25 protein-coding genes are annotated in these 25,483 nt (G+C 34.4%); 4 read left to right on the top strand and 21 right to left on the bottom strand.

Features of this window, described 5'->3' with window-relative positions; genetic code table 11:
- The first annotated feature begins 52 nt into the window (after positions 1-52).
- Both B5X55_RS10410 and B5X55_RS10405 read left to right on the top strand, forming a co-directional pair.
- Positions 53-1,168, top strand: a complete 1,116-nt coding sequence (locus tag B5X55_RS10410) for a serine hydrolase domain-containing protein (protein ID WP_079512775.1) — start codon at positions 53-55, stop codon at positions 1,166-1,168.
- A 95-nt stretch (positions 1,169-1,263) separates the two neighbouring features.
- Positions 1,264-1,866 carry a nitroreductase family protein gene (locus B5X55_RS10405; RefSeq protein WP_079512568.1) on the top strand — a complete coding sequence of 201 codons (603 nt, stop codon included), beginning with the start codon at positions 1,264-1,266 and terminating at the stop codon, positions 1,864-1,866.
- Positions 1,867-1,878: 12 nt separating this feature from the next.
- On the opposite strand, the gene B5X55_RS10400 is transcribed toward B5X55_RS10405, so the two are convergent.
- From B5X55_RS10400 to B5X55_RS10330, 15 genes are all read right to left on the bottom strand, one after another.
- On the bottom strand, positions 1,879-2,724 hold the full coding sequence (locus tag B5X55_RS10400; protein ID WP_079512567.1) for a metallophosphoesterase: 846 nt from the start codon (positions 2,722-2,724) through the stop codon (positions 1,879-1,881).
- A 15-nt stretch (positions 2,725-2,739) separates the two neighbouring features.
- Entirely contained in the window at positions 2,740-4,419 is a 1,680-nt protein-coding gene (locus tag B5X55_RS10395) for an amidase family protein (protein ID WP_079512774.1), read from the bottom strand.
- 245 nt (positions 4,420-4,664) lie between these two features.
- On the bottom strand, positions 4,665-5,306 hold the full coding sequence (locus B5X55_RS10390; protein ID WP_234999713.1) for a DUF2911 domain-containing protein: 642 nt from the start codon (positions 5,304-5,306) through the stop codon (positions 4,665-4,667).
- Between the two features lie 2 nt (positions 5,307-5,308).
- Positions 5,309-6,265: a signal recognition particle-docking protein FtsY gene (ftsY, locus tag B5X55_RS10385; RefSeq protein ID WP_079512566.1), complete on the bottom strand. Its 957-nt coding sequence runs from the start codon at positions 6,263-6,265 to the stop codon at positions 5,309-5,311.
- A gap of 86 nt (positions 6,266-6,351) precedes the next feature.
- Complete coding sequence (locus B5X55_RS10380; protein WP_071340023.1) at positions 6,352-6,504, bottom strand: DUF4295 domain-containing protein; 153 nt, start codon at positions 6,502-6,504, stop codon at positions 6,352-6,354.
- Positions 6,505-6,541: 37 nt separating this feature from the next.
- Complete coding sequence (rpmG, locus tag B5X55_RS10375; RefSeq protein WP_058105695.1) at positions 6,542-6,724, bottom strand: 50S ribosomal protein L33; 183 nt, start codon at positions 6,722-6,724, stop codon at positions 6,542-6,544.
- Positions 6,725-6,744: 20 nt separating this feature from the next.
- Complete coding sequence (gene rpmB, locus B5X55_RS10370) at positions 6,745-6,984, bottom strand: 50S ribosomal protein L28 (RefSeq protein WP_079512565.1); 240 nt, start codon at positions 6,982-6,984, stop codon at positions 6,745-6,747.
- A gap of 69 nt (positions 6,985-7,053) precedes the next feature.
- On the bottom strand, positions 7,054-8,304 hold the full coding sequence (locus B5X55_RS10365; protein ID WP_079512564.1) for a competence/damage-inducible protein A: 1,251 nt from the start codon (positions 8,302-8,304) through the stop codon (positions 7,054-7,056).
- Entirely contained in the window at positions 8,304-8,642 is a 339-nt protein-coding gene (locus B5X55_RS10360) for an Hpt domain-containing protein (RefSeq protein WP_079512563.1), read from the bottom strand. The genes B5X55_RS10365 and B5X55_RS10360 overlap by 1 nt, the downstream gene beginning before the upstream one ends.
- Positions 8,642-9,253 (bottom strand): fumarylacetoacetate hydrolase family protein, encoded by a 612-nt coding sequence (locus B5X55_RS10355; protein ID WP_079512562.1) that lies wholly within the window; start codon positions 9,251-9,253, stop codon positions 8,642-8,644. Before B5X55_RS10355 ends, B5X55_RS10360 begins: the two co-directional genes overlap by 1 nt.
- Positions 9,254-9,271: 18 nt before the next feature.
- On the bottom strand, positions 9,272-10,048 hold the full coding sequence (locus B5X55_RS10350) for a 3'-5' exonuclease (RefSeq protein ID WP_079512561.1): 777 nt from the start codon (positions 10,046-10,048) through the stop codon (positions 9,272-9,274).
- A gap of 111 nt (positions 10,049-10,159) precedes the next feature.
- The gene (locus tag B5X55_RS10345) at positions 10,160-11,404 is read right to left on the bottom strand and encodes a DUF481 domain-containing protein (protein ID WP_079512560.1); all 1,245 of its coding nucleotides are present in this window, start codon (positions 11,402-11,404) and stop codon (positions 10,160-10,162) included.
- Between the two features lie 87 nt (positions 11,405-11,491).
- Complete coding sequence (locus B5X55_RS10340; RefSeq protein WP_079512559.1) at positions 11,492-12,859, bottom strand: dihydrolipoamide acetyltransferase family protein; 1,368 nt, start codon at positions 12,857-12,859, stop codon at positions 11,492-11,494.
- Positions 12,860-12,950: 91 nt separating this feature from the next.
- A complete protein-coding gene (gene recR / locus B5X55_RS10335; RefSeq protein ID WP_079512558.1) occupies positions 12,951-13,571 on the bottom strand; it encodes a recombination mediator RecR in 621 nt (206 codons plus the stop codon).
- Positions 13,572-13,745: 174 nt separating this feature from the next.
- Positions 13,746-15,050 (bottom strand): M20/M25/M40 family metallo-hydrolase, encoded by a 1,305-nt coding sequence (locus B5X55_RS10330; RefSeq protein WP_079512557.1) that lies wholly within the window; start codon positions 15,048-15,050, stop codon positions 13,746-13,748.
- Between the two features lie 174 nt (positions 15,051-15,224).
- Between B5X55_RS10330 and B5X55_RS10325 the strand changes: the two genes are divergently transcribed.
- Positions 15,225-16,712 (top strand): sodium:solute symporter, encoded by a 1,488-nt coding sequence (locus B5X55_RS10325; RefSeq protein WP_079512556.1) that lies wholly within the window; start codon positions 15,225-15,227, stop codon positions 16,710-16,712.
- A gap of 8 nt (positions 16,713-16,720) precedes the next feature.
- On the opposite strand, the gene B5X55_RS10320 is transcribed toward B5X55_RS10325, so the two are convergent.
- The 4 genes from B5X55_RS10320 to B5X55_RS10305 all read right to left on the bottom strand — a co-directional run bounded on the left by B5X55_RS10320 (position 16,721) and on the right by B5X55_RS10305 (position 20,575).
- Positions 16,721-17,080 carry a CoA-binding protein gene (locus B5X55_RS10320; protein ID WP_079512555.1) on the bottom strand — a complete coding sequence of 120 codons (360 nt, stop codon included), beginning with the start codon at positions 17,078-17,080 and terminating at the stop codon, positions 16,721-16,723.
- 384 nt (positions 17,081-17,464) lie between these two features.
- Positions 17,465-18,475, bottom strand: a complete 1,011-nt coding sequence (locus B5X55_RS10315) for a 3-oxoacyl-ACP synthase III family protein (protein WP_079512554.1) — start codon at positions 18,473-18,475, stop codon at positions 17,465-17,467.
- A 118-nt stretch (positions 18,476-18,593) separates the two neighbouring features.
- Positions 18,594-19,904 (bottom strand): ABC1 kinase family protein, encoded by a 1,311-nt coding sequence (locus tag B5X55_RS10310; RefSeq protein ID WP_079512553.1) that lies wholly within the window; start codon positions 19,902-19,904, stop codon positions 18,594-18,596.
- 17 nt (positions 19,905-19,921) lie between these two features.
- Positions 19,922-20,575, bottom strand: coding sequence for a TetR family transcriptional regulator C-terminal domain-containing protein (locus B5X55_RS10305; RefSeq protein WP_079512552.1), 654 nt, complete (start codon positions 20,573-20,575; stop codon positions 19,922-19,924).
- Between the two features lie 371 nt (positions 20,576-20,946).
- On the opposite strand from B5X55_RS10305, the gene htpG reads away from it, so the two are divergent.
- A complete protein-coding gene (gene htpG / locus B5X55_RS10300) occupies positions 20,947-22,839 on the top strand; it encodes a molecular chaperone HtpG (protein ID WP_079512551.1) in 1,893 nt (630 codons plus the stop codon).
- 73 nt (positions 22,840-22,912) lie between these two features.
- On the opposite strand, the gene B5X55_RS10295 is transcribed toward htpG, so the two are convergent.
- Both B5X55_RS10295 and B5X55_RS10290 read right to left on the bottom strand, forming a co-directional pair.
- Positions 22,913-23,725, bottom strand: a complete 813-nt coding sequence (locus B5X55_RS10295) for an inositol oxygenase family protein (protein WP_079512550.1) — start codon at positions 23,723-23,725, stop codon at positions 22,913-22,915.
- Between the two features lie 27 nt (positions 23,726-23,752).
- Positions 23,753-25,351 carry a solute:sodium symporter family transporter gene (locus tag B5X55_RS10290; RefSeq protein ID WP_079512549.1) on the bottom strand — a complete coding sequence of 533 codons (1,599 nt, stop codon included), beginning with the start codon at positions 25,349-25,351 and terminating at the stop codon, positions 23,753-23,755.
- Between the last annotated feature and the right edge of the window lie 132 nt (positions 25,352-25,483).

The raw sequence follows: 25,483 nt of genomic DNA, 5'->3' as shown, positions 1-25,483 counted from the left end.
TAGTGATCTTTAACCGATTATTCAAAATAACGTCCCAAACTAAAACTTGACCATGAAATTTCCCCAATATTTCAGCTTACTTATCGTGTCGTCATTACTTTTTGCCTGTTCGAATGAATCTGATTCTGATACTGAAAAAAGTGGAATACCAGCTGTTATTACGCCAGTACCTCTTGACACCTATTTTCCACCAATAACAAGAACCGACGAGTGGGAAACCGTTTCAATTGAAACTCTTGGATGGAATGAAAATCAAGTAGATAATTTATATACTTATTTAGAAGATAACGATACTGATGCTTTCATAATCTTGAAAGATGGTAGAATTGTCATTGAAAAATATTTTGGGGATTTCACAAAAGATGATAACCATGCTTGGAATTCTGCAGGGAAGAACCTGACTTCAATGCTGACCGGTATTGCCCAACAAGAAGAATTTCTTAGCATTACCGATGCTACTTCTCAATATTTAGGTGAAGGTTGGTCAAGTTTGACAATCGACCAAGAATTAAGCATTACAATAAAGAATCAACTAACTATGACCACCGGTTTAGATTATAATGTTGAAGATGCTTTTTGTACCGACCCTGAATGTTTAATTTACTTAAATGACATAGGCACCACTTGGTACTATCATAATGCGCCGTACACTTTACTTGACGACGTAATTGCGAATGCTACCAACACAGATTTTAATTCGTATTTCTCCGAAAAAATAAAAGAACCTATTGGTATGCAAGGTTTGTTTATAAAAGTTGGATATAATAATGTTTTCTTTAGTACAGCTAGAAGTATGGCTAGATTCGGATTATTAAATTTGAATCAAGGTACCTGGGATGATACACCGATTCTATTGGACACAGCTTATTTTAATTCGATGACCAATTCTTCTCAAGACTTAAACCTTTCTTACGGTTATTTATATTGGTTGAATGGAAAGAGCAGTTATAGAGTACCAGGTTCTGAGGTTGAATTTACCGGAAGCTTAATACCAAATGCACCTGCAGACCTATACGCTGGCTTAGGAAAAAACGACCAGAAATTATATATGGTGCCAAGTTTAGATTTGGTGATTGTTCGAATGGGTAGCGCTAGCAGCGAAATTCAATTAGGCCCATCAGGTTTTGATAATGAACTTTGGGGATTGATTAATGAAATCATCCAATAAGTTCATTATTGAAGATCTCATATCATTTTACAAATAACTTAAGAACGTTATTTAATTTAAATAAGTAACAATTCTTATTTTTGTCAAAAAAATTGATGGATTTTAGAAAAATAGCTGAAAAAAGATATACCACAAAAAAATACGATGCTTCTAAGAAAATTTCAGAAGTACATATCGAAGATTTGAAGCATATTCTAAAGCTTAGTCCATCTTCTATTAACAGCCAGCCATGGTTATTCACGTTTGTTTCTAATAAGGAAACAAAAAATGCATTAGCTGAAGCATCTTTCTTTAACGCCCCTAAAATAACCAACGCAAGTCATCTAGTAGTTTTTAGCGTTCAAGACAATCTTGAGCAATTCGAACGCCATGTAGAAGAAAATTTAGCTGAGGGTTCCGTAAATTACTATAAGCAATTTCTTAAGGACCAACCTGCTGAAAAAACCATTAATTGGTTAACTCAGCAAGTTTATTTATCTCTAGGTTTTTTCTTAGCTGCCTGTGCTGCTATGGAAATTGATTCTACACCAATGGAAGGTATTGAGCCTGAAAAATATAAGAAGATTCTCAATATAAAAGACCACAAGGTACTATTTTCTGTTGCCATAGGTTATCGTGATTCAGAAGATGGTAATCAACCCAGTATAAACGGTAAATCTAGATTAGCAATTGATAAGGTTATAACTTCAATCGAATAGTATAAGCGTTAGTTATTCTTCTCTCATTAATTCAAACAAGGTAATTTCAGGTCTAACATTAAACCTGACTTGAAGAAGACAACCTAAAGCACTATTTATATAAAGTGTTCTACCATCTTCCAAATCAATCTTTCCTGCATCATATTTTTTATTTTTGACAGGAAGCATTGGTGCAGGTAAAAAAGGTGGTTTTACTTGCCCACCATGCGTATGCCCAGAAAGAATCCAACCTTTAAAATTATTCCAAACAGGCAGGTCGCAAACATCTGGATTATGGCATAGGGTAATATTTGCCTTTGAATCATCATACTTCTTTGTCGCTTCTTCAGGATGAAAATTAATTCCCCAAAGGTCATCTATGCCTATGAAATTAATACCATTTAACTCAATGGCATTATTCCTTAAAATAGTAATACCAGCGGTTTCAAGACTTTGCGTAATACTCTTTGCTACAGATTCTTCTGCATAATCGATACCATAATCGTGATTGCCGAGAATTCCAATAGTTCCTAAACTTCCTGTGACTACATATTTTAACACTTCTTGCAATTGTGAAATTTGCTCATTATCATCATAACTCACATAATCACCCGTATACACCACAAAATCTGGTTTTAGTTGCTGAGCTTCCTTAAATGAATCTATGATGTATTGGTAATCAAAACTATTACCAATATGTATATCGCTAATCTGCATTAAAGTTTTACCTACAAGTTCTTTTGGTAAATTTTTTAATGGCATTTTCACATAAACAAACTCCATCCAAAAAGGCTCAATCTGCCAACTATACAATCCGGTTAAAATACCTAAGCCAGCTCCCCACTTAAAAGTTTTCTTTATAAACTTTCTCCTATTCATTATTAACCAAAGTTTTTAATTATCGTATCCGACAGGCATTACTCGAACTTTTGAATGTTTTTCAAAAGCACTACCAATACACAGCAAATTAGCTTCTGAAAATTGCTTGCCAATGAAAGTAAGACTGACAGGTTCTCCCGAGGCCTTATACCCCATAGGAACTGTGAGGGCTGGGTACTTAGCAACTGCCGCATAACCCGCATGATAATTATTGATAGATAATACAGCATCTAATTTATGTTGATCCATTACTGAATCAAAAAAAGCACGTCCACTTTTTTCGAGATTTGATTTTATTTCCTCTAATTCTTGTACTGATGTAGAATCAGAAATTACACCCTCAAAAAGTGCTTGCCCATAAGGTATTCTAGTTAACGAATCCACCTTATTAAAGGATACCACATCAGCAATAGATGTAATTTTCACCAAATTAGTATTCGTATATTCTTTTAAATAAGCTGGCAAATCATTACGCATATCAATATTCAGAATGCTTAGAAAACCATCCATCGTAACCTCTGGAGGTGTAAACTTTATTATCGTAGCGCCGGCATCTTCAATACCCTCAACTGTTTTTCTGTAAATACTATCTGTTTCCATCAACTCATTAATAGCTCCCAACCTCATTTCTTTGAATGGCTTAGGATGCAGACCAGCGGATAATATCGCCGGAAAATTGTCGTCAACTGATTTTGAATCCATTTCATCATAACCCAGCATAGCAGATAATAAAATAGCGTTGTCAACAATATTCTTCGTCATTGGACCAGGTGTATCTAAAGTACTAGAAATAGGAACTATCCCAGAACGACTCAACAAGCCAATTGTAGGTTTCAATCCTACTACCGAGTTTTGACTACTTGGAGATAATATTGATCCCGAAGTTTCCGTACCAACTGCAGCGACTGCATAATTGGCAGCAACAGCAGTACCACTACCCGAACTTGACCCACCTGTTTCAAAAACTCTACGCCCATAAGGATTCAGAGTTTGACCTCCATAAGCGCTATACCCAACAGGGCAACCAGAACATAAAAAATAAGCCCATTCACTTAAGTTCACCTTTCCTAAAATAAGCGCACCATTCTTTTTTAATTCTTCTACAATGAAAGAATCTTCAACCTCATTATCAGTTAACGCAATAGACCCAGCGGTAGTTTTCATGCCAGAGGTATTGATATTATCTTTTAATAAAATTGGCATACCATAAATAGGATGTTGCAATTGTGAAGCGGTTCCCAACTTCTTTTCTTCATCTAACCTTCGAGCCTCCTTAACAACATCTTTATTGAGCGCTATAATTGTATTTAGGGTAGTAGCATTATTCAATTCATATTTATAAATACGATACAAATAAAATAGCACCAAATTTTCATAGGTCAGTTCATTCTCTTGAATGTGATTACGAATAGTGAAAATATTCTGTTCCAATATCATAGGAATTAAAGCCTCATAATCAGCCTTACTTAATTTCGAAACTTCATCATACAAAGGTTTGAATACGTCATTTTTATCAAGCACCTTAGACTGAATCAATTTATATTTCATTCGACCTTTTTCATGGTCTGCATTTGCTGCTACTTCAGCTGAATCATTATATGGAGTCCATAAAATAAGTTCATCTTTCATTGAATCTTGCTCATTTTTACACGCACTCAACATAATGATTACCACTAACAACAAATACTTTTTCATAATGCTCATTTATTTTTCAAAATTATCATTTTCCACTCTTTAATATTGTTAGCATTCAATCTAATAAACTCATCTTTATTTTCTTTACTTGCTAATTTCGATGATATTTCTGCCGCTTTAATAGCCTCAGAGTACTTCTCTAAATCAGCTAAAAGCAAAGACCTAACTCGATGAAAATAATAGGTATCACCTCCCAAATTTAAAGCCAGATCAATATAACCAATTGATTCAACCTGCAGAATTCCCTACTCTTGATAATACCTTGCAATTTCGTAGTACGTTTGAGCAGTAGGTGAGTTTAATAGTTTTTTCTCAATCTGAGCCTGCATAATTGACTCCGTGTCAATCTGAATAGGAATAGACACTTTCGTATTACCCCACTTCAAAATCATGGTAATTTCATTATGAGTTATTTCATCAAACGAAATCAAAAAATTCTCTTGAAAGTCTAACGTTTTTAATGGTATGATCTTTATCCTCAAAGCATCGTCTTGAGAATTATAATCTAATCGACCATCACCCCAATGTGTCGTGTTTTTGTGAAATATAACTTGCCATTCCTCTTCTTCAGGAAAAGCATATAAAGCATAGCAACCTTTTTGAAGGTCTTGCCCATCAATTACAACATCAGAAAGGAATGTTATTTTGGTAGATTCATTGGCACCTACCCGCCATATACGGCCGTAGGGCACTAGTGCAGACTTTCCATTTACTTGCTCACCAAATAATACGCGGCCCTTCGCAGATGGCCTAGAATATTCTACAGTGATTTTTGAAAGTCCGAATTCTTGTTTTAATGTAGTAAATGGGCTTGCCTTCGGATGATTTATTTGTGCCCAGCAAAAGCTAGATGCGAAAAAATAAATTATGAAACCTACCTGCCTCAATTTTAAATTTTAAAGAAAGAATCTACAAACTCATGTTTATTAAACACTTGCAAATCTTCAATACCCTCACCCACACCAATGTACTTAACCGGTATTTTAAATTGGTCCGAAATACCGATAACAACACCACCTTTTGCAGTGCCGTCTAATTTGGTAATCGCCAAAGCCGTTACCTCAGTAGCCTTTGTAAATTGTTTTGCCTGTTCAAAAGCATTCTGACCTGTAGAACCATCAAGAACCAATAATACCTCGTGAGGTGTATTTTCTATCACTTTTTGCATTACACGCTTTACCTTGGTCAACTCATTCATTAAATTAACCTTATTATGTAACCGCCCAGCCGTATCAATAATAACAACATCAGCATCTTGGGTTATGGCAGAACTTAGTGTATCAAAAGCCACAGAAGCAGGGTCACTCCCCATTTGTTGTTTAACAATTGGGACACCTACCCGATTTGCCCAAACCTGTAATTGGTCTATCGCTGCAGCCCGAAAAGTATCGGCAGCACCTAATACAACTTTTAAGCCTTGTTTTTTATATTGATAAGCAAGCTTACCTATCGTTGTTGTCTTACCCACACCATTTACACCAACTACCATAATTACATATGGTTTCTTGCCACTTGGTATATTTAAACCTGAATTTTCACTTTGGTTAGTTTCAGATAATAAACCCGCAATCTCTTCCCGTAAAATACCATTGAGTTCATCTGTACCTACATACTTATCTCGCGCAACCCTAGCTTCAATTCTAGTAATTATTTTCAAAGTAGTATCGACGCCAACATCAGAAGAAACTAAAACTTCTTCTAAATCATCAAGTACATCGTCATCTACTTTAGACTTACCGGCAACTGCCTTTCCCAACTTCGAAAAAAAGTTGTTTTTAGTCTTTTCCAAACCTTTATCTAAGGTTTCTTTTTTCTGTGGAGAAAATATTTTTTTAAATAAGCTCATTGTTTAAACTATGGTTATTCAAATATAAAAATTAAAAAGCCCCTTTCGTAGGAAAGGGGCTCAATAACTACTAAAAGTTAGTTTTCTTATTTCTTGGCAATCCAAGCATCAACCAATTCTGGTGGCATAACTTGCTCAACAAAAACGTAAGCACCTGATTTTGGTGACTTAACCATTTTTATAGCCTTTGTCAATCTTTTAGAACTTGTCTGTAAACTTGCTACGGTCTTCTTAGCCATGACTTATATTTTTTTGTGATTTTCTTAAATCGAAAATCTATTTAATTTCTTTATGAACGGTCATTCTCTTAAGAATAGGATTGAATTTTTTAATTTCCAATCTCTCAGGAGTGTTCTTCTTATTCTTCGTAGTGATATATCTTGAAGTACCTGGTTGACCAGATTCTTTATGCTCTGTGCATTCTAATATAACTTGTATTCTATTACCTTTCTTTGCCATCTTACGCTCTATTTTCCAGATTACTTAATAACTAATCCTTTTGCTTTTGCTTCTTTCAAAACAGCAGATATACCTTTTTTATTGATACTTTTTAAAGCTCTTGTAGATACTTTAAGAGTTATCCAACGGTCTTCTTCTGGAATGTAAAAACGTTTCTTTGATAAATTAACATCAAATCTTCTTCTCGTCTTATTGATTGAAAACGATACGTTGTTTCCAAACATCGCCTTCTTACCCGTAATTTCACATACTTTTGACATCGTGCTGACTTTTTCTTTTAAACAGGGTGCAAATTTATATCATTTTTATCGTTCAGACAACAATAAACCTTACATTTTTAAAATTTCTTTTTGAAGAAGCTCAAATACCTTATTTACAGCCTTTTCTACAATGCGCTCTCGAGTGCTTCCCATTTGAAATTCTTGCACAAAATGTATCTCAGGACCTTCAATTGCAATAAATATAGTTCCAACGTCCGCATTTGAATCTCCTTTTGTTGGGCCAGCGTTACCCGTTGTCGCAATTGCAAAATCTGTTTTCATCAGTTTTCGCACTCCTTTTGCCATTGCGCTTGCAACTTCTGCACTCACTACAGAATACTTATCGACAATTTCTTGAGGCACCTTAAGTACATTCACCTTAGTTTCGGTAGCATAGCTCACTACACTACCTTTAAAGTAGTTTGAAGCACCTGGTATCGAAGTCATGCTTTCGGCAATCTTACCGCCTGTGAAGCTTTCGGCCGTAGCTACTGTCAAATTTCTTTTTGTAAGTAATTTTGCAATAACTTCTTCAATAGTTTCCTCATCTTCTAAACCAAACATGATATCACTTATTAACGGATAAAGCTTTTCACATTCAGCCTCAATCGAATCAAATAGCTCACTGTAGTCAGGCCCTTTTCCTGACAAACGCAATCTAACTTTCCCTAAATTAGGCAAATATGCCAATCTTATAGAAAGCGGAAGGTTATTTTCCCATGATTCAATTCGGTTTGCAATTGAACTTTCGCCTAAACCATAAGTCACAATAGTTCTATGAATGATATGTGGTCTTTTATAAAAAGAAGCAAGTTTAGGAATAACAGATTTGACCATTAAATGCTTCATTTCAAAAGGCACACCTGGCAACGAAATAAATGTCACTCCATCTTGATGCATCCACATGCCTGGAGCTGTACCATTGGCATTATGAAGCACTTCTGCCCTACTTGGCACCAAAGCTTGCTTTCGATTGATATCAGATATTGACGTGCTAGAAATATATTTTGCAAACAACTCTTCTACATGTGCTAGAACAGCAGCATTCTCCACAAGTTCATCATTAAAGAACTCGCAAAAAGTATGCTTAGTAATATCGTCTTTCGTTGGACCCAGTCCGCCGGTTACAATAACTACATCAACACGTTTTGCAGCATCGCTAAATGCATTTAAAATATGCGCCTTATCGTCTTGAATAGAGGTGATTTGATAAACTGAAATTCCAATTTTATTAAGCTCTTTAGCTATAAACACGGAGTTGGTGTCCACTATTTGGCCGATGAGAATTTCATCACCTATAGTTATAATTTCTGCAAGCATTATAAATGAAAGTCTTTTTTTAATTCTGCAACAACCTGATTAATATCGGTTTTAAGCAATGGAAATCTTCTTTTCATTTCATCCATATTGCCTTCTTCTTTTCCTAAGGTTTCCAATTCTAAGGCAATTGCACGTGTTTGCTCCATACCTAATAAATCAACATTAGGTTTTATTTTATGAGCCAACTGATATACTTGACCATAGTCTTTTGCAGTTAGGGCCTTTTCTAATAAATCTAAATCTTCAGGAACTTCTTCCAAAAAAACAGATATTACAGAATTTATAAAATCCTGATCTCCCTCTGCCATCTCATTAATCTTATCTAGGTTATAAATCATTATCTAATTTTTAAGGTAAAAAGCTCTATATTTTCCAAGCTACCCGAAAGATAGTCATTTGGACTTATTTTCCCAACACCAGCAGGAGTGCCCGTAAAAATCACATCTCCTTTTTTAAGCATAAAGAATGTTGAAACATAAGCTATAATCTCATCAATCTTCCAAAGCATTAAACTTGTATTACCATTTTGTACAACTTCATCATTCTTTACTAACTTGAAATTTAAGTCATTAAGGTTTTTAAATTGTGTTTTTGACAGCCACTCTCCTATTACAGCCGCACCATCAAAACCCTTTGCCTTTTCCCACGGCAAGCCTTTTTCTTTTAATTTCGATTGTAAATCTCGAGCTGTAAAATCGATTCCTAATCCGATTTCATCATAATAGGAAGATGCAAATTCCTCGCTAATATGCTTACCAACTTTTTTAATTTTCACCAAAACCTCAACTTCATAATGAATATCATTAGAAAACTCGGGGATATAAAAATCTTGTTGTTTTGGTAAAACTGCAGAATCGGGTTTTATAAAAATGATAGGTTCCTCTGGTCTTTCATTTTTCAGCTCTGCAATATGGGCAGTGTAGTTTCTGCCGATACATATTATTTTCATTACGCACTATTATAAAATTCAACTTAATTTATTGTTGAGTTTGCTCAACTTAATTTGAGTAAGGATTTTTTTGGTATACAATGGAAAATCTGCATTTAACATCCAACCAAAATAACCAGGCTCTTTTTCAAGCACATCATGTACTTTTCTCCCTTTATGTTTGCCAAAAGAAAACACTTCTACACCATCTTCGTCCATTGCGATAAATCCTGCAAAATCTACCGACTGTTTTCTTCTTGAAAATTCAGAAAGTTTTTTAATATTATTTTCCAAATCAGGATATCTATCCAATTGAGAAAGCAACACTTCATAGGTTGCATTGGCATCCGCAGCAGCACTATGTGCATCGGTCAACTCTTTATCACAATAGAATTTATACGCTGCACCTAACGTGCGTTTTTCCATTTTATGAAAAATGGTCTGCACATCTACCGATACCGTATTTTTCATATCAAAATCGATGTCTGCACGTAATAATTCTTCTGCAAGTAATGGAATATCAAACCGGTCAGAATTAAATCCGCCTAAATCAGCATCCTTAATTATCTGATAAATTTCTTTGGAAAGTTGCTTGAACGTTGGTTCATTTGCCACCTTTTCATTCGTTATACCATGCACTGCAATAACCTCATCTGGTATGACCATTTCTGGATTTACAAGCCACGTTTTACTTTCCTTATTTCCATTTGGAAATATTTTTAGTATTGCAATTTCAACAATTCGATCCTTTGCGACATTGACACCAGTTGTTTCTAAATCGAAAAAACAAATAGGCCTGATAAGCTTTAATTCCATACGAGTCTAACTTTTGACAAAGATATCTTTTCGTTCTATGAACGCTATAGTGCACCTCTGTTTAAATTTATTCTAAAAAGTACACTTATGATGATAAGTATACTTGATGATTTATAAGCGGGTATTAATTATATTATTAAAGGCAGACCCAAAAGTATAACTTATACCTACCCGAAAACCAAGTTCATAATCTGTAGCAATTTGCTTTTGCTGCAATAACACATCTTCAATAGATGCGTCACCTGCAGGCAGGTTAATTTGATCACGTATTACCTCAAAATTACCGGAAAAAGTAACTGCCAAGCCCTTAAAGACCCTAACAGATAATCTACTGAACAACTCTATCCTGTTTTTATTGAAATCCTCCAAAAACGTAGAACCTCGCAATCTACTATACACATTTCCCCATGGTTGCCTATATCGAAGTTGCACATCTAACGAGTGATTGAATACCCCTTCTTCCTGTAATCCAAATACGGTGGTATCAATATAATCATTATAGAAATACCCGATGCGATAGGCAAATACAAGCTCACGGCGCAGTACCTCTCGATAAGGAAAAATATTATACTCTAAAGCCGGATTTAGGTAGCCACGAAAATTTAAATTAGTAAATGTATTATGCGTTGCACCACCAAAGACACCAACCGACCAATGATCCGTTAAACTTCGCACAACACTAGCATCTCCAGAATACCTTAAACGCTCGCTGGTGAAAGTTTCACCATCTTGTTTGAACTCGCTTTTCGCCTCGTTCATTTCCAAATCTACCCTTATCCGCCATTTTTCAGTTACTCGATCACTTTCAAAACCAAGTTCATATTCAAAAGCTTTTCTACTTGTTTCCTTGTCTAACTCCGCTTCACCATATATTTCAAAGAGCCAGTTGTTCCAAGGATCTTCAATTTCAATATTCATGATTTCACCCGTGCCATCTGTATTAATAGAATAGGTGATTTTTTCAGCCATATTTGATTCTAGAATATATTTCAACAACCCTGACTTAATTTTCTCCACCAAACCCTTCCTCACTTCATCGCTAGTCATGGTTGCCGTTGTTTCGTAAGCCAGTTTCACGAAAATGCTTTCAAAAACACCTATTCCTTTAAAGTCTAACGAATAGGTTCTACCACCACTACCGTTAGCTATATCGTAAATAAATAATTGAACATTTGCTTGAGATTGATCGCGTACGTGATTTACATAGCCAATTTCTTGACGGATATAATTTTTTTCGCAATCACAATCAGTAAAAAGACGCACAGGTTCTTTTCCCAATTCTTGTGAACGAACTGAAATAATGGATATTAAACAAAGTAATAAAAAGATGATTTTATTATAAGAGCAAAGAAGCATAGGAAATATTTAATTAAAAAAATCATTAAGTTAACAGTATTCTAAACTGCAGCAAATACTACTACCTTATTAAAATATCGACTTTAATTAAATTTCACGGTTTGGATTCCAAGCTTCCAAGTAATCTGCAATTGTCTTAGCAAACATACTACCCAATGCACCATTTACAACTCTATGGTCATAACTATGAGAAAGGTACATTTTACTACGGATACCAATAAAATCTCCTTCAGGTGTTTCAATCACAGAAGGCATTTTTCTGATAGCACCTAGTGCTAATATACCTACCTGTGGCTGATTAATAATTGGAGTACCGAATACACTACCAAAAGTACCTACGTTGGTAACCGTATAGGTACCACCTTGTACTTCATCTGGCTTTAAAGCATTATTCCTAGAACGGTTAGCCAAGTCATTTATAACCTTCGCCATGCCTACCAAATTTAACTGGTCTGCATTCTTAATAACCGGAACAATAAGATTACCGTCTGGTAATGCGGCCGCCATGCCTATGTTAATATTTTTCTTTTTAATAACGGTATCTCCATCAACAGAGATATTCATCATTGGATATTTCTTTAGAGCCTTGGCAACAGCCTCCATGAATATCGGTGTAAAAGTTAGTTTTTCACCTTCTCTTTTAAAGAAAGCATCTTTCATCTTATTGCGCCAATTTACAATATTAGTTACATCAACCTCAATAAAACTTTGAACATGGGCAGATGTCGACACACTATCTGTCATGTGCTTGGCAATCAACTTACCCATTCTGGTCATGGAAATCACCTCATCGCCTCCAGAGACCGGAACTCTTGGCTTATCGACCACTGGCTCATTACTTTTAACAGGCGCAGGCTCAGAAGTTCTATCAGCTGCAATTGCAGCTGGTTTCACCTGCTCAGCAGATGCTGCTTTTACATGATTAGAACTTGCGCCATTTTTTACATAGTTCAAAATATCATCTTTTGTAACCCTACCGTCTTTACCAGTACCTGATATAGTCTCTAGCGCTTCAAAGGAAATACCTTCTTGCTTAGCAATATTCTTAACTAAAGGTGAATAGAATCGGTCTGAATCTCCTATAACCAAATCTGCGGAAGAAGTATCTGACTTTGCTTTTATAACAGCCTCTTCAGCTGCAGAAACCATTTCTTCTTGTACAGGTTCCTCTACTTCTTTTTCATCCGTTGTATTCGCGACTACACTCACATCGCCATCAATTTCAATAATCGCTACAGTTTGACCAACTTTTATAACATCATCAACATTAAAGCATTTCTCTATCAAAACACCATCTACCTCACTTGGCACCTCACTATCAACTTTATCTGTAGCAATTTCAAAAATGGCTTCATCCATCTCAATAGTATCCCCTACCTCTTTCAACCAAGATGTCAATGTTGCTTCTGCAACACTCTCACCCATACGCGGTAGTTTCAATTCAAATTTTGACATATCGATAATTTATAGCTTGTTTTGTATATATTTTTTGCAAAAATAATAAAATTAATACCTTTTAGCTGATATTATAATGAAATTACATAAACTAATCTTGCCTTAGCGAACCTTCAAACGGCACTCTATTCACTATACTTCTACCTAAGGTAACCTCATCTGCATATTCCAATTCATCACCTACCGCAATACCCCGCGCAATAGTAGACGTCTTCACCTCTAAACCTTCAATTTGTCTGAAAATATAGAAGTTGGTGGTATCCCCTTCCATAGTAGAACTCAACGCAAAAATTAATTCTTTTATTACGCCTTTTTTTACCTTCTCAACGAGAGATCCAATTTTTAAATTTTGTGGACCAATGCCTTCCATAGGAGAAATTTTACCCCCAAGCACATGATATTTTCCTCTAAATTGGCCTGTATTTTCAATTGCCATCACATCTCTAATATCTTCAACAACACAGACCAAAGCATCATCTCTTTTAGGATTTGCGCAAATCTCACACATATTGGTATCTGAAATATTATGACAATTCTGACAGAACTGAATTTTACTTCTCAAACTAACCAATGATGACGAAAGATTTTCTGTGCGCTGTTCTGGCTGCTTAAGTAAGTGTAACACTAAGCGTAATGCCGTTCGCTTACCAATACCTGGTAATTGCGACACTTCATACACTGCATTCTCTAATAATTTCGATGAAAAATCCATAGGCTTTATTGGGTATAAATTTACGATTAAAGTTGAAAAATATACCGCACCGCTTGCACAAAATTCTTATTAAGATATAGAAGTATTTTATTATATTTAGGCAGATATCCTATACCGATAACGCATTAAAATAGCTTGTAATTCCTATTTTACTTCATTTAGTATTTTATTAATCTAATAACCGGCTTCAGACACCGTTAAAAGCAAGGCTAGTTTAATGGCCTCTGCACCATTCTCGTTTAACCACCATTCATTTAACGAATGTGCACCACCACCAACACCACCTCTACCGATAGTTATTGCCGGTATGCCTAATGAAATAGGAATATTACTATTGGTAGAACCTCTAGTAAGACTTGGAGTAGAACCAAATAACGTTGTAGCACTAATAGCTCTTTGTACTAAAGGTGTGTCAATCGATAATTCGCCTGAAGGCCTATCTCCAATTTTAATTAGTTCTAGAAAAATCTTATCATCTATACCAGAACTATTGTACTCTTCTAAAGCAGTTTGCATTGATGCTTTGAATATACCATCAATTTCAATCAACCTATCTTTATCGACCGACCTCATATCTACTTCCATCCAAGATTCGAAAGGAATAGAGTTTACAGAAGTTCCGCCGCCCATTCTTCCAATATTAAAACTTGTTTTAGGTCCTTCGTCCGTATATTTTTTAGCAATGACAGAAAACTCCTTTATAGCATAACCCAAAGCATGATGCGGATTGGCTAAACCAAATGCACCCCAAGAATGGCCGCCTTTACCAGTAAATAAAGCCTTATACCTAACAGACCCCAAACCAGCGTTATTCACCCTACCTATAGCACCACCGTCAATGGATATCCATGAATCTATTTTAGGCGCACCATCTCTGAAAAGATGCTTAACACCTCTTAAATCTCCTAATCCTTCCTCACCTACTGTTGCAACGAACCAAATATCTGCTTTGGTCTCAATATTAGAATTTTTCATTGCTTTGAAAATAGTTAGTAGCATCGCTAAACCTCTAGTATCATCTCCTATTCCCGGTGCGAATAACGTATCTCCTTTTTGCTGCACACTAACATTTGTGCCCTCTGGAAAAACAGTGTCTAAATGAGCATCTATTGCTATTATTTTTCCGCCCTGTGTTCCTTTTTTTAACGCAACTACATTACCAACTTCGTCTATTGAAACATTGTCAATACCTGCATCAACAAACATTTTCTCTAATGCCTTAGCTCTTTCCTCTTCTAAAAAAGGAGGAGCCGCAATCTCAGTTAATTTTATTAAATTTTTATTCGTTTCTTCCTCAATGGAGTCTATATACTCAAAAGCACTCTTTATACTTTTATCTTTCAATAGTTTCGTCAGTTCCTTGTCAATTTTCTTATCTGTTTTCAAAGCATCTTGACCAGACAAATTATTGGTCGTGCTAAAAATAAAAACCAACACCATCACAATCACTTTATCAGAAAAATTATTCAATCGACTCATTATTTAGGCTTTTAGAATTTGTACCATGAAAAGGTATCAAAAAATAATTCTACTAGAAAAATTCGAATACATTATTAGCTATAAATTAAAGATTTATCAAATTAAGTCTAACCTTTTCATCTTATCACAATACCTCCTTTAACTTTTTGTAATTTGCCCTCAAAATTATAACCAATGAACGCCTCACACATACTACTTTTGATTTCCGGCTATTTCGTTTTGCTTTTGATTATTTCATATTTCACTGGCAAAAACGATTCTAATGAAGATTTTTTTAAGGCCGGAAAACAATCTCCTTGGTATTTAGTTGCATTTGGCATGGTAGGCGCATCACTTTCTGGTGTAACATTTATTTCAGTACCTGGCTGGGTCGATGCTTCTCAATTTAGCTATATGCAAGTGGTGTTTGGTTACTTTCTTGGCTATATGGTTACCGCATTTGTTCTCCTTCCTATTTACTACAAACAAAACGTTACTTCTATTTACGAATATTTAGATGATAGGTTTGGCTTTGTAAGCTATAAGGTTGGTGCCATATCCTTTTTTATATCAAGAGTTTTAGGTGCTGCCTTTCGTTTATTTTTAGTTGCTATTGTACTGCAACAATTTGTTTTTGATGCATGGAATGTTCCTTTTGAAATAACCGTTATTCTTTCCATATTACTTATTTGGGTGTACACCTTTAGAGGTGGAATAAAAACTATTGTTTGGACAGATACGCTACAAACATTATTCATGCTAGTATCTGTAGGACTTTCCATTTATTTCATATTAGATAAAATGGATTGGACCTTCATTGAATTTTTAAATTCACCAGAATTGGGACAATACAGTAAAACCATTTTTACAGATGATTTTTCATCAAAAAACCATTTGGTAAAATCATTTTTAGGCGGAATGTTTATTACTATTTGTATGACTGGCCTAGACCAAGATATGATGCAAAAAAATCTGACATGTAAAAATTTAGGGGAAGCTCAAAAGAACATGGTCAGCTTTAGTATTGTGCTCGTCGTAGTCACTTTTATTTTTATGTTGCTAGGTGCACTTTTGTTCATTTATGCGGACACACACAATATAGCAATACCACTCATGGATGGCTCGCCAAAATCTGATTTACTTTTTCCTGAAATTGCCTTGAATAGTGGTTTGGGTATTACCGTTGCTGTAACTTTCATGCTAGGTTTAATAGCAGCAGCTTACAGCAGTGCTGATAGTGCGCTAACATCACTAACCACATCATTTTGTGTAGATTTTCTCAATACTGAGAAAAAACCACAAAAAGAAGCTAAGAAAATAAGGAGAATTACACATATTGGCATGAGTGTATTACTGATTATGGTAGTTATCTCCTTCAAATATATTTTAGATAGAAATGTAATTGATGGTTTACTTACCGTAGCTTCTTACACTTATGGTCCGTTACTAGGTTTATTCTCTTTTGGTATTTTCACAAAGCACCAGGTAAAAGATAAATATGTTTGGATAGTTGCCTTAATATGTGTTTCAATAATTCTTGTTCTAGCTAAACTACCCACTGAATATTTGGGAGGTTATATATTTGGTTATGAGCTACTACCCCTAAATGGACTACTTACATTTATAGGGCTTTGGCTTATTCGTAAACAACCTGCCGAACCTAGTATTAACGATATTGCTTAGAATTTTAATCAATATTGACCGGTCGATAATAGCACTAAGGTACAAGCCACATTGACTTCTATTCCGTTCTTTTCTAACAATCTATAAAATGTGGGATTTTCAGTACCCGGGTTAAATATTACCCTACTTGGGGCTAAAGAAATTAGCTCATTAAAATATTCTTTTTGCCTTTTTGGATTTAGATATAGCGTAATTGTATGAATATGATTAATTTCGTTGAAATTATTACTGATGTTGACTCCAGAAACCTCACCTTCCCCCAATCCGTAGGCTTGGGTTTCTATGCCAGAATCTACCAGTCTTCTTATTGCTAAATTGCTATAACGAGTTGGATTCAAGGAAGCTCCAAAAACAAGGGTCTTTTTCATCATATTAAAATGTTAAAATCTTACATATATGTAACTAATTGCGCAATATTTCGTCTATTAGTAAAGTTAGATATTCTCTGAGTATTAATTTTTTTTGTTGGTAACGCTATATGTTTATAGTTAATGGTTAGTGTTTAGTATAGCCTATCAGCATTATGAAGCCCGGCTTCCAATTCATTTTGGAATGTTCGGGTTTCTATTTTTAATGACTTTTGTAAAAGCAAATTTCTACACTAACTAAAATAAGTTACACCCTAGTAGTAACAATAGATAAAAAAAATCGTCTATTATATTGTATAGGTATATTTAATAAAGAAGAATGGTTGGTTTTTTCTTGTTAGGTAAAACTATATAGAACCCATGGTTTTGCCATGGGTTCTTTATTTACCATCGTATAATTACACTACCCCATGTAAAACCACTACCAAATGCAGCTAAAACTACAAGGTCACCATCTTTAACTTTTCCTTCTTCCCAAGCTTCTGTAAGTGCAATAGGAATAGATGCAGCGGTGGTATTACCATATTTCATGATATTGTTGAATACTTGATCATCGGTAAGTTGAAATTTCTTTTGAATAAACTGTGAAATTCTAAGATTTGCTTGATGTGGCACCAATAAATCTATATCTGTAGATTTTAATTTGTTCTTTTCTAAACCTTCTATAATAACCTCGCTAAAACGCACAACTGCATTTTTAAACACAAACTGACCGTTCATATAAGGATAGTAAGATTCGTCATTAGGGTCATTATCTGCTATAATATCATTAACCCATCTTTTACCCATACCTGGGGCAATCAATGAAAGTTCTTCGGCATGTTGTCCTTCAGAATGTAAATGGGTAGAAAGAATTCCTTTAGAGTTATCTTCCTCCCTGCTTAAAATTGCAGCACCAGCACCGTCTCCAAAAATAACAGATACACCTCTACCTCTAGTAGTCATGTCCAATCCATGAGAATGGAGTTCAGAACCAATTACCAGTATATTTTTATACATACCAGTTTTAATATATTGATCCGCAACAGAGATAGCATACACAAAACCAGAACATTGATTTCGAACATCTAAAGCTCCAACAGTTTTTATACCTAAATCTCGCTGTACCAAAACACCCGGCCCAGGAAAATAATAATCGGGACTTAGTGTCGCAAAAACGATAAAATCAATGTCATCTTTATCTATACCAGCTCTTTCAATGGCGATTTTTGCAGCCTTTACACCCATGGTAGTTGTAGTATCACCATCACCACTTACAACATGCCTTCTTTCTTTAATACCGGTTCGTTCTTGAATCCAGGCATCATTGGTATCCATCACTTTTGACAAATCATCATTTGTCACTACGTTATCAGGAACATAATGACCTAAGCCAATTATTTTTGAGTTATACATAGTAATATTTTTATCCTGAAGGAATTCAGGTAGAATTAGTGTTGCAATATAAACAACAATTAATAATCAACCTTAAAAATATAACAAACACTAGTAATTCGAAAAATGGCAAAAACAATTAATCTAGGTATTTCTTATAATTGTTAACTTTAATATTCGCCTTTAAATCATGAAGTAAATTATACAAGCCGAAAAAAGTGCGATTCATATAAAGAAAATGCTTTGAACCCCTGTTACCATTCATCTTTCTTATCTGCTTATCTGATACAAAATGCTCTCCTAAATCTGCTATTTTACTCCAAAAAACCTCATCACCAAAATCAAATCCCTCATTATGAAACGGAGAAGTGAACAAACTCAGTAACTGATAAAAAAGTGATTTAAAAAAAAGAACTTCCTCTGGCGAATCGGAAGCCATCAGAATTTCTAGTTCATATAATTTATTGGTAAAAATCTTATCATCGGAAATACTCTCAGTCTTTGCCAGTTCAAAATATGGCACATAAAATGAATCAGGAACCTCTTTTATGCAACCAAAATCGATGGCTATCAATTCATTCTCATCATTCACTAAAAAATTACCTGGATGAGGATCTGCATGTACTTTTCGTAAACCATGAATTTGAAACATATAAAAATCCCATAAGGCCTGGCCTAACTTATCACCTGTTTCCTGTGAAAAATTTGTTTTAGTGAATTCACTTAGATGCTTGCCTGTCATCCAGTCCATTGTAATAATTCGTTCACTGGATAAATCTGTGTAGTACTGAGGAAATTTTATATTCGGTATACCAATACAAGCCTTTGTTATTTCTATACTCTGAGCAACTTCTAATAGATAATCAGTTTCCTCTATAAGTTTATTCTCTACCTCTTTAAAATACTTTTCAGAGTCTTTACCTCGTAAGTTGAACATACGAGTCGCTATAGGTTTTACTATGGCCAAATCACTACTAATACTTTGTGCTACACCAGGGTATTGAATTTTAACCGCCAATGTTTTTCCATCTTTAGTTGCCTTATGTACCTGCCCTATACTTGCTGCATTTATAGAATCTTTTTCGAATGTATCAAAAACTTCTTCTGGATATTTATCTAAGTATTTTTTGAAAGTTTTGCGAACCAAAGGAGCTGACAATGGAGGAACAGAAAACTGAGATAAAGAAAATTTTTCTACATATGCATTTGGCAACAGATTCTTTTCCATACTCAACATCTGCGCTACTTTTAAAGCACTACCCTTGAGAGATTTTAATCCGTCATAAATGTCTGTGGCATTATCCTCGTTCAGTTCGTCTTTCGTTGTATCAGGATTAATAATTTTCTTGCCTAAATATTTAGCATAATTACCCCCAATCTTAGCTCCTGTTTTTACAAGCTTACTAGCTCGTTCAATCTTTCCGGTGGGTATTCTATCAAGTGTTTTCAAATTGTAGGTTCGTTAGATTAGGCAAAAGTTTCCTTATAAAGAAATTTACCGAAATCGAGAATGTTTTCTAAGGGAGTATTATCGAACACATCGAATATAGTATTGACAGATTTTTCTATAGCGACATCTGTCTTTTCAAAACCTGCGGAATCATCTGACTTCCAAAAATTCAATAAAAACATAAATTGCAGCCAAGCTCCCTCTGAGAATAACTGAGGATTATGCTTGGTGATTTTTATATTTTTATTCTCATTACCAGCTACTATTAGACCTTTTGAAAACTCTTTTATACCCTTCCTCAAACCTTTAAGTTGCTCCATATTCTTAAGAGTGCTACCAGACTGTTCCATTGAAAATAAAACATAACTTCTATTTAAAGTAAGTACTTCAAAAAAGGTATAGAAGAACGTCAACATTTTATCGCGATTAGAAAAATCTTGATACTCTTTATTCTTCATCATAACACTAGAAGCATTATCAAAAAAGGTAGTCCATATACCTTTTTGCAAAGTGCTTATTGAGCCAAAATATAAATAAAAATCAGATTCTTGTATACTGTTTATCTTACAAAACTTATAAACTGTTTTTGGCACTTCTTCATGCTCTAAAACATAGTCCATAAACATTGTCACGATAGATTCTCTCGATACTTTTTTTGCTTTTGCAGACATATTTAATAGTTTTTATAAAAGGTACGATGCGGATTTCATAGTTAGAAGTTTTTATGAAACATTAGCTTTTGTTTAGCAAAAACGTGCTATTAAAAAATAGCACGTTTTAAACAACCTAACCAATAAATAATCAACATGTGATTATGTGTAAAATTCTTTTTCATAGCACTTTTTCATAATCACATTACAAATATACATTATGTTTAACTTTTTTATATTATTCATAAACAAAAATATTTGTTAAACTTTATATGCTCTTATATCTGTCAGTTTGTCATAATCTTCTATTGTGGTATTTTTTTTGACTTCACATAACCAAAATATAATACACAACAATAGTCACTACGATAGTGACAAAAAAAATATAACATATGGCAACAGGTAAAATTAATGTGTCGGTAGACAACATTTTTCCACTTATTAAAAAGTTCTTATACAGCGATCATGAAATTTTTCTTCGAGAATTAATTTCAAATGCTACCGATGCAACTTTAAAAATGAAACATTTAACCACTATCGGCGAAGCTAAAGTTGATTATGGTAATCCTTTAATTGAGGTTAAGATAGATAAAGAAGGAAAAAAGCTTCATATTATTGACCAAGGTTTAGGTATGACCGAAGAAGAGGTTAAGAAGTATATTAATGAAGTTGCTTTTTCAGGAGCAGAAGAGTTCTTGAACAAATATGAGGATTCTGCCAAAGATTCAGGTATTATTGGCCATTTCGGTTTAGGTTTCTATTCTGCTTTCATGGTTGCTAATAAAGTAGAAATTATAACTAAAAGTTATAAAGATGAGCCCGCGGTACATTGGTCTTGCGATGGTTCTCCTGAATTTGTAATGGAAGAGGCTCAAAAAGATACTCGCGGTACAGAGATTATACTCCATATAGCAGATGATTCTACCGAGTTTTTAGAAGATGGAAAGATTAAAAGCTTGTTAAGTAAGTATAACAAGTTTATGCCTATTCCTATTAAATTCGGAATGAAAACGGAAACCTTACCGAAACCAGAAGGTGCCAAAAAAGAAGATCCTGCACCAACAGTAGAGGTTGATAACATTATTAACAACCCTAACCCGGCGTGGACAAAACAACCCGCAGATTTAAAATCAGAGGATTATAAAAGTTTTTACAGAGAGCTTTACCCGATGCAGTTCGAGGAGCCTTTGTTCCATATTCACTTGAATGTAGACTACCCTTTTAATCTTACAGGTATACTTTACTTTCCAAAACTTTCTAATGATTTAAATCAACAAAAAGATAGAATTCAGCTTTATCAGAATCAGGTTTTTGTAACGGATAATGTTGAAGGAATTGTACCTGAATTTTTGACCATGTTACGTGGTGTTATCGATTCTCCAGATATTCCATTGAATGTTTCTCGTTCGTACTTACAGGCCGATGGAGCCGTAAAGAAAATATCTTCTTATATCACTAGAAAAGTAGCCGATAAATTAAACTCTTTATTTAAAAACAATAGAGAAGAATTTGAAGCAAAATGGAACGATATTAAAATCGTTATTGAGTACGGAATGCTTTCTGAAGACAAGTTCTTTGAAAAAGCAGATAAGTTTGCTCTTTACCCAACGGTAGATGATTCTTATTTCACTTTTGAAGAATTACAAGAAAAAATTAAAGCAACACAAACTGATAAAGACGGTAAAACAGTTATTCTTTATGCTTCTGATAAAGAAGCTCAACATAGTTATATAGAAACTGCTAAGGCTAAAGGATACGAAGTATTGTTATTAGACTCTCCTATTATTGGTCACTTGATACAAAAATTAGAAAGTTCTAAAGAAAATATTTCTTTTGCTCGTGTTGATGCTGATCATATCGATAAACTGATTCAGAAAGAGGAGACTCAAATTTCTAAATTGTCTGATGAGGAAAAGGAAACTTTAAAAACTGAATTGGAAAAAGTAATCGGTGAAAAAAGCAGCTATACAGTACAATTAGAAGCTATGGATAGTGATGCATCACCATTTACCATTACAGAACCAGAATTTATGCGTCGTATGAAAGAGATGCAACAGACTGGTGGCGGTGGCGGTATGTTTGGCATGGGTGCTATGCCAGAAATGTACAACCTGATTGTTAATACTAACAATGAGTTGGTCAGTGAAATATTGAATACAAAAACAGCTAAGAAAAAAGAGCGATTAATCAATCAATCACTTGACTTAGCCAAACTATCAAAAGGCTTACTTAAAGGTAAAGATTTGACCGAGTTTATAAAACGGAGCTACGAGATGGTAAAATAATCATCTCCTTGACTATTAAAAAAGCCACTACATATTTTGTAGTGGCTTTTTTGTTTTCTAAAAGCTCGTACAATTACCAAAAAATAGGTTCAGTACCCAAATACTTTTCAGCAATTGGCTGATAGTAATCCAGTACCTCATCTAAATCATACACTTTTTGACTTTTCGTGTATAAATCGTATTTATTAAAATCTTTAATCAATTTTAAATATCCAGCATCTTTATCATTTAAAAGTTCTTTATAACTGCCACCAGAATGCCATGGATAAAAAGAGTGATATCTAATCATCACCATAGCCTCTTCTGGTAATGTATTTGTTTTATGATTGTTTAACACCTGATACAAATATTCATCATGGCCCCAAGCTAAATCTACATTATCTATACCACAGCCCTTTTCATATATGCCTGTTGGTGTATTATACTGGTCATTCTGCATGTCTTTATTAAGACTATTGAATTCAGGAAATACACATGTGTCTGGCAATGCACAACCTACTATAAATACATCGCCAACCATACCCCATTGTTCAGCCTGGCTCGTACCATCTTCATCACTACCTTTTAAAAACATTACTTTTCCCAAATCATGAATCAAACCTGTCAATTGCATCCAATCGGGTCTGCCATCTGCGCGTATAGCTTCAGCACTTTGTATTAAATGCTGAATGTTAGGTAAATTAATATCTGGATCACTAACATCAATAAGACTGTTTAAATGTCGCATGGCCTCCCAAAGCCCCATAGGCTTATCAAACTTTAAATATTTATTATGCATATGGTGTACATAATCTAAAGTTTGATTTTTTCTCATCTTACGATAGTGTTCCTTTACCGCAACAGATATATCTGGTGCATTATAGTTCCTGAAAACTTTTTCTTCCATGAGGTAGAATTTAATTGTTAGATAAATTTACACATTCCCTAGAATAATATATAAAACCACTGTAAACAAAACTAAGAACAAGCTAAATGGTTTAGCATATTTCCAAGGTTTCAAATCTAATATTCCGGAATCCTTCATCTCAAACTTCTCTTCTATTGAGAAAAAGTACGAAGCCAAATGCATGACTATAATATTCAGAATAAATTCTAATCCCCAAATATGAACAAAATGAAGATTTACTTTAAATCCGAAATTCACTATAACGTAAAAAAGCAATCCAAATAATAACCCGATTTTAGCTCCGGTTGCGGTAACCTTAGGAAATAAGAACCCTGCTATAATTACGCTCGCAATAGGAATAAAGAATATTCCATTCAATTCTTGCAAAAGTTGATATAACCCTGCTGGGGCATTGGCAACAAATGGTGCAATTGAAATCGCAAAAACAGCAAGAATAGCTGATGTCAGTTTCCCTATTCTCACCAATTTAAATTCGCTAATATTTTTATTTATATATCGTTTGAATATGCCCAGACTAAAAACAGTTGCTGCGCTATTTAGAGCACTATTAAATGTACTTAAAATAGCACCCATCATTACTGCAACAAAGAAACCTGTTAACCAAAGTGGCATAACTTTCTTCACCAATAATGGGTAAATACTATCTTGATTATCGTAGTGGGTTTCTCCAAAATAATAAAATGCAATTAGCCCTGGTAAAACAATAATAAGCGGCACTAAAATCTTTAAAAGTCCTGTAAACAGTAATCCCTTTTGTGCTTCTTTTAAATTCACCGCACCCAAAACTCGTTGTATAATTGACTGATGCATGGTCCAAAAATAAATTTGGTTGACCATTAAACCTGTAAAAAGTACCTCGAATGGTAAAATTGCCGTTCGGGCTCCTTCACCAACACTCGTTTCATTACTAATGACATTAAACTTTTCTGGACTATTATTAAATACCAATTCAAATCCACTAAAAACATTACCATCACCTATACTTAACAATGCCAAAATCGGCACTAACAAACCTGCTACCAAAAGTCCGAATCCATTTATTGTATCAGTATAAGCAACCATTTTTAGCCCTCCAAATATGGCATATATCGCGCCTAAAATACCCACAATTAAAATGGTAATAAATATGCCCTGTTCTTGGCTAACTTCTAATAAACTGGAAATTTCAAAAATCGCCTCAATATTTAAGGCCCCTGTATAAAGAACTATTGGCAATAGTGTAGCAACAAAAGATATAATTAATAATAACGCTACAAGTGTTCGGGTTAATCCATCGAAACGTTTTTCTAAATACTCAGGTATTGTAGTCAATCCCATTTTCAAGTACTTAGGCGCAAAATATAAAGCGCCTATTACTAAAGCTAAAGCAGAGGTCACTTCCCAAGCTATAATTATAGCACCGTTTTTATAAGCAGAACCATTCATACCCACTAAATGCTCTGTCGATATATTGGTTAACAATAGAGATCCTGCAATAACGATACCTGTTAATGACCTACCTCCTAAAAAATAACCATCTTGAGTGTTAAGTTTATCTTTACGTAATTTCCAAGTTGCATAAAAGGCAACAAAACCTGTAAAAAGTATAAATGTTAAAAATGCCATCTACGTAAATATAGAAAAATGATAAACACAGATTACTAAATCATAATACTAAAACAATATTCCATTGATTTGGAAAAATTCAACCCATTCCTTTTTAGAGCTAAAAGATTGGTTAATCATATTACCATAAAT

The sequence above is a fragment of the Maribacter arcticus genome, assembly GCF_900167935.1.
Taxonomy (GTDB): domain Bacteria; phylum Bacteroidota; class Bacteroidia; order Flavobacteriales; family Flavobacteriaceae; genus Maribacter; species Maribacter arcticus.
The sequence above is the reverse complement of the archived record's forward strand: the minus strand, read 5'-3'. Positions and strand labels throughout refer to the sequence as shown.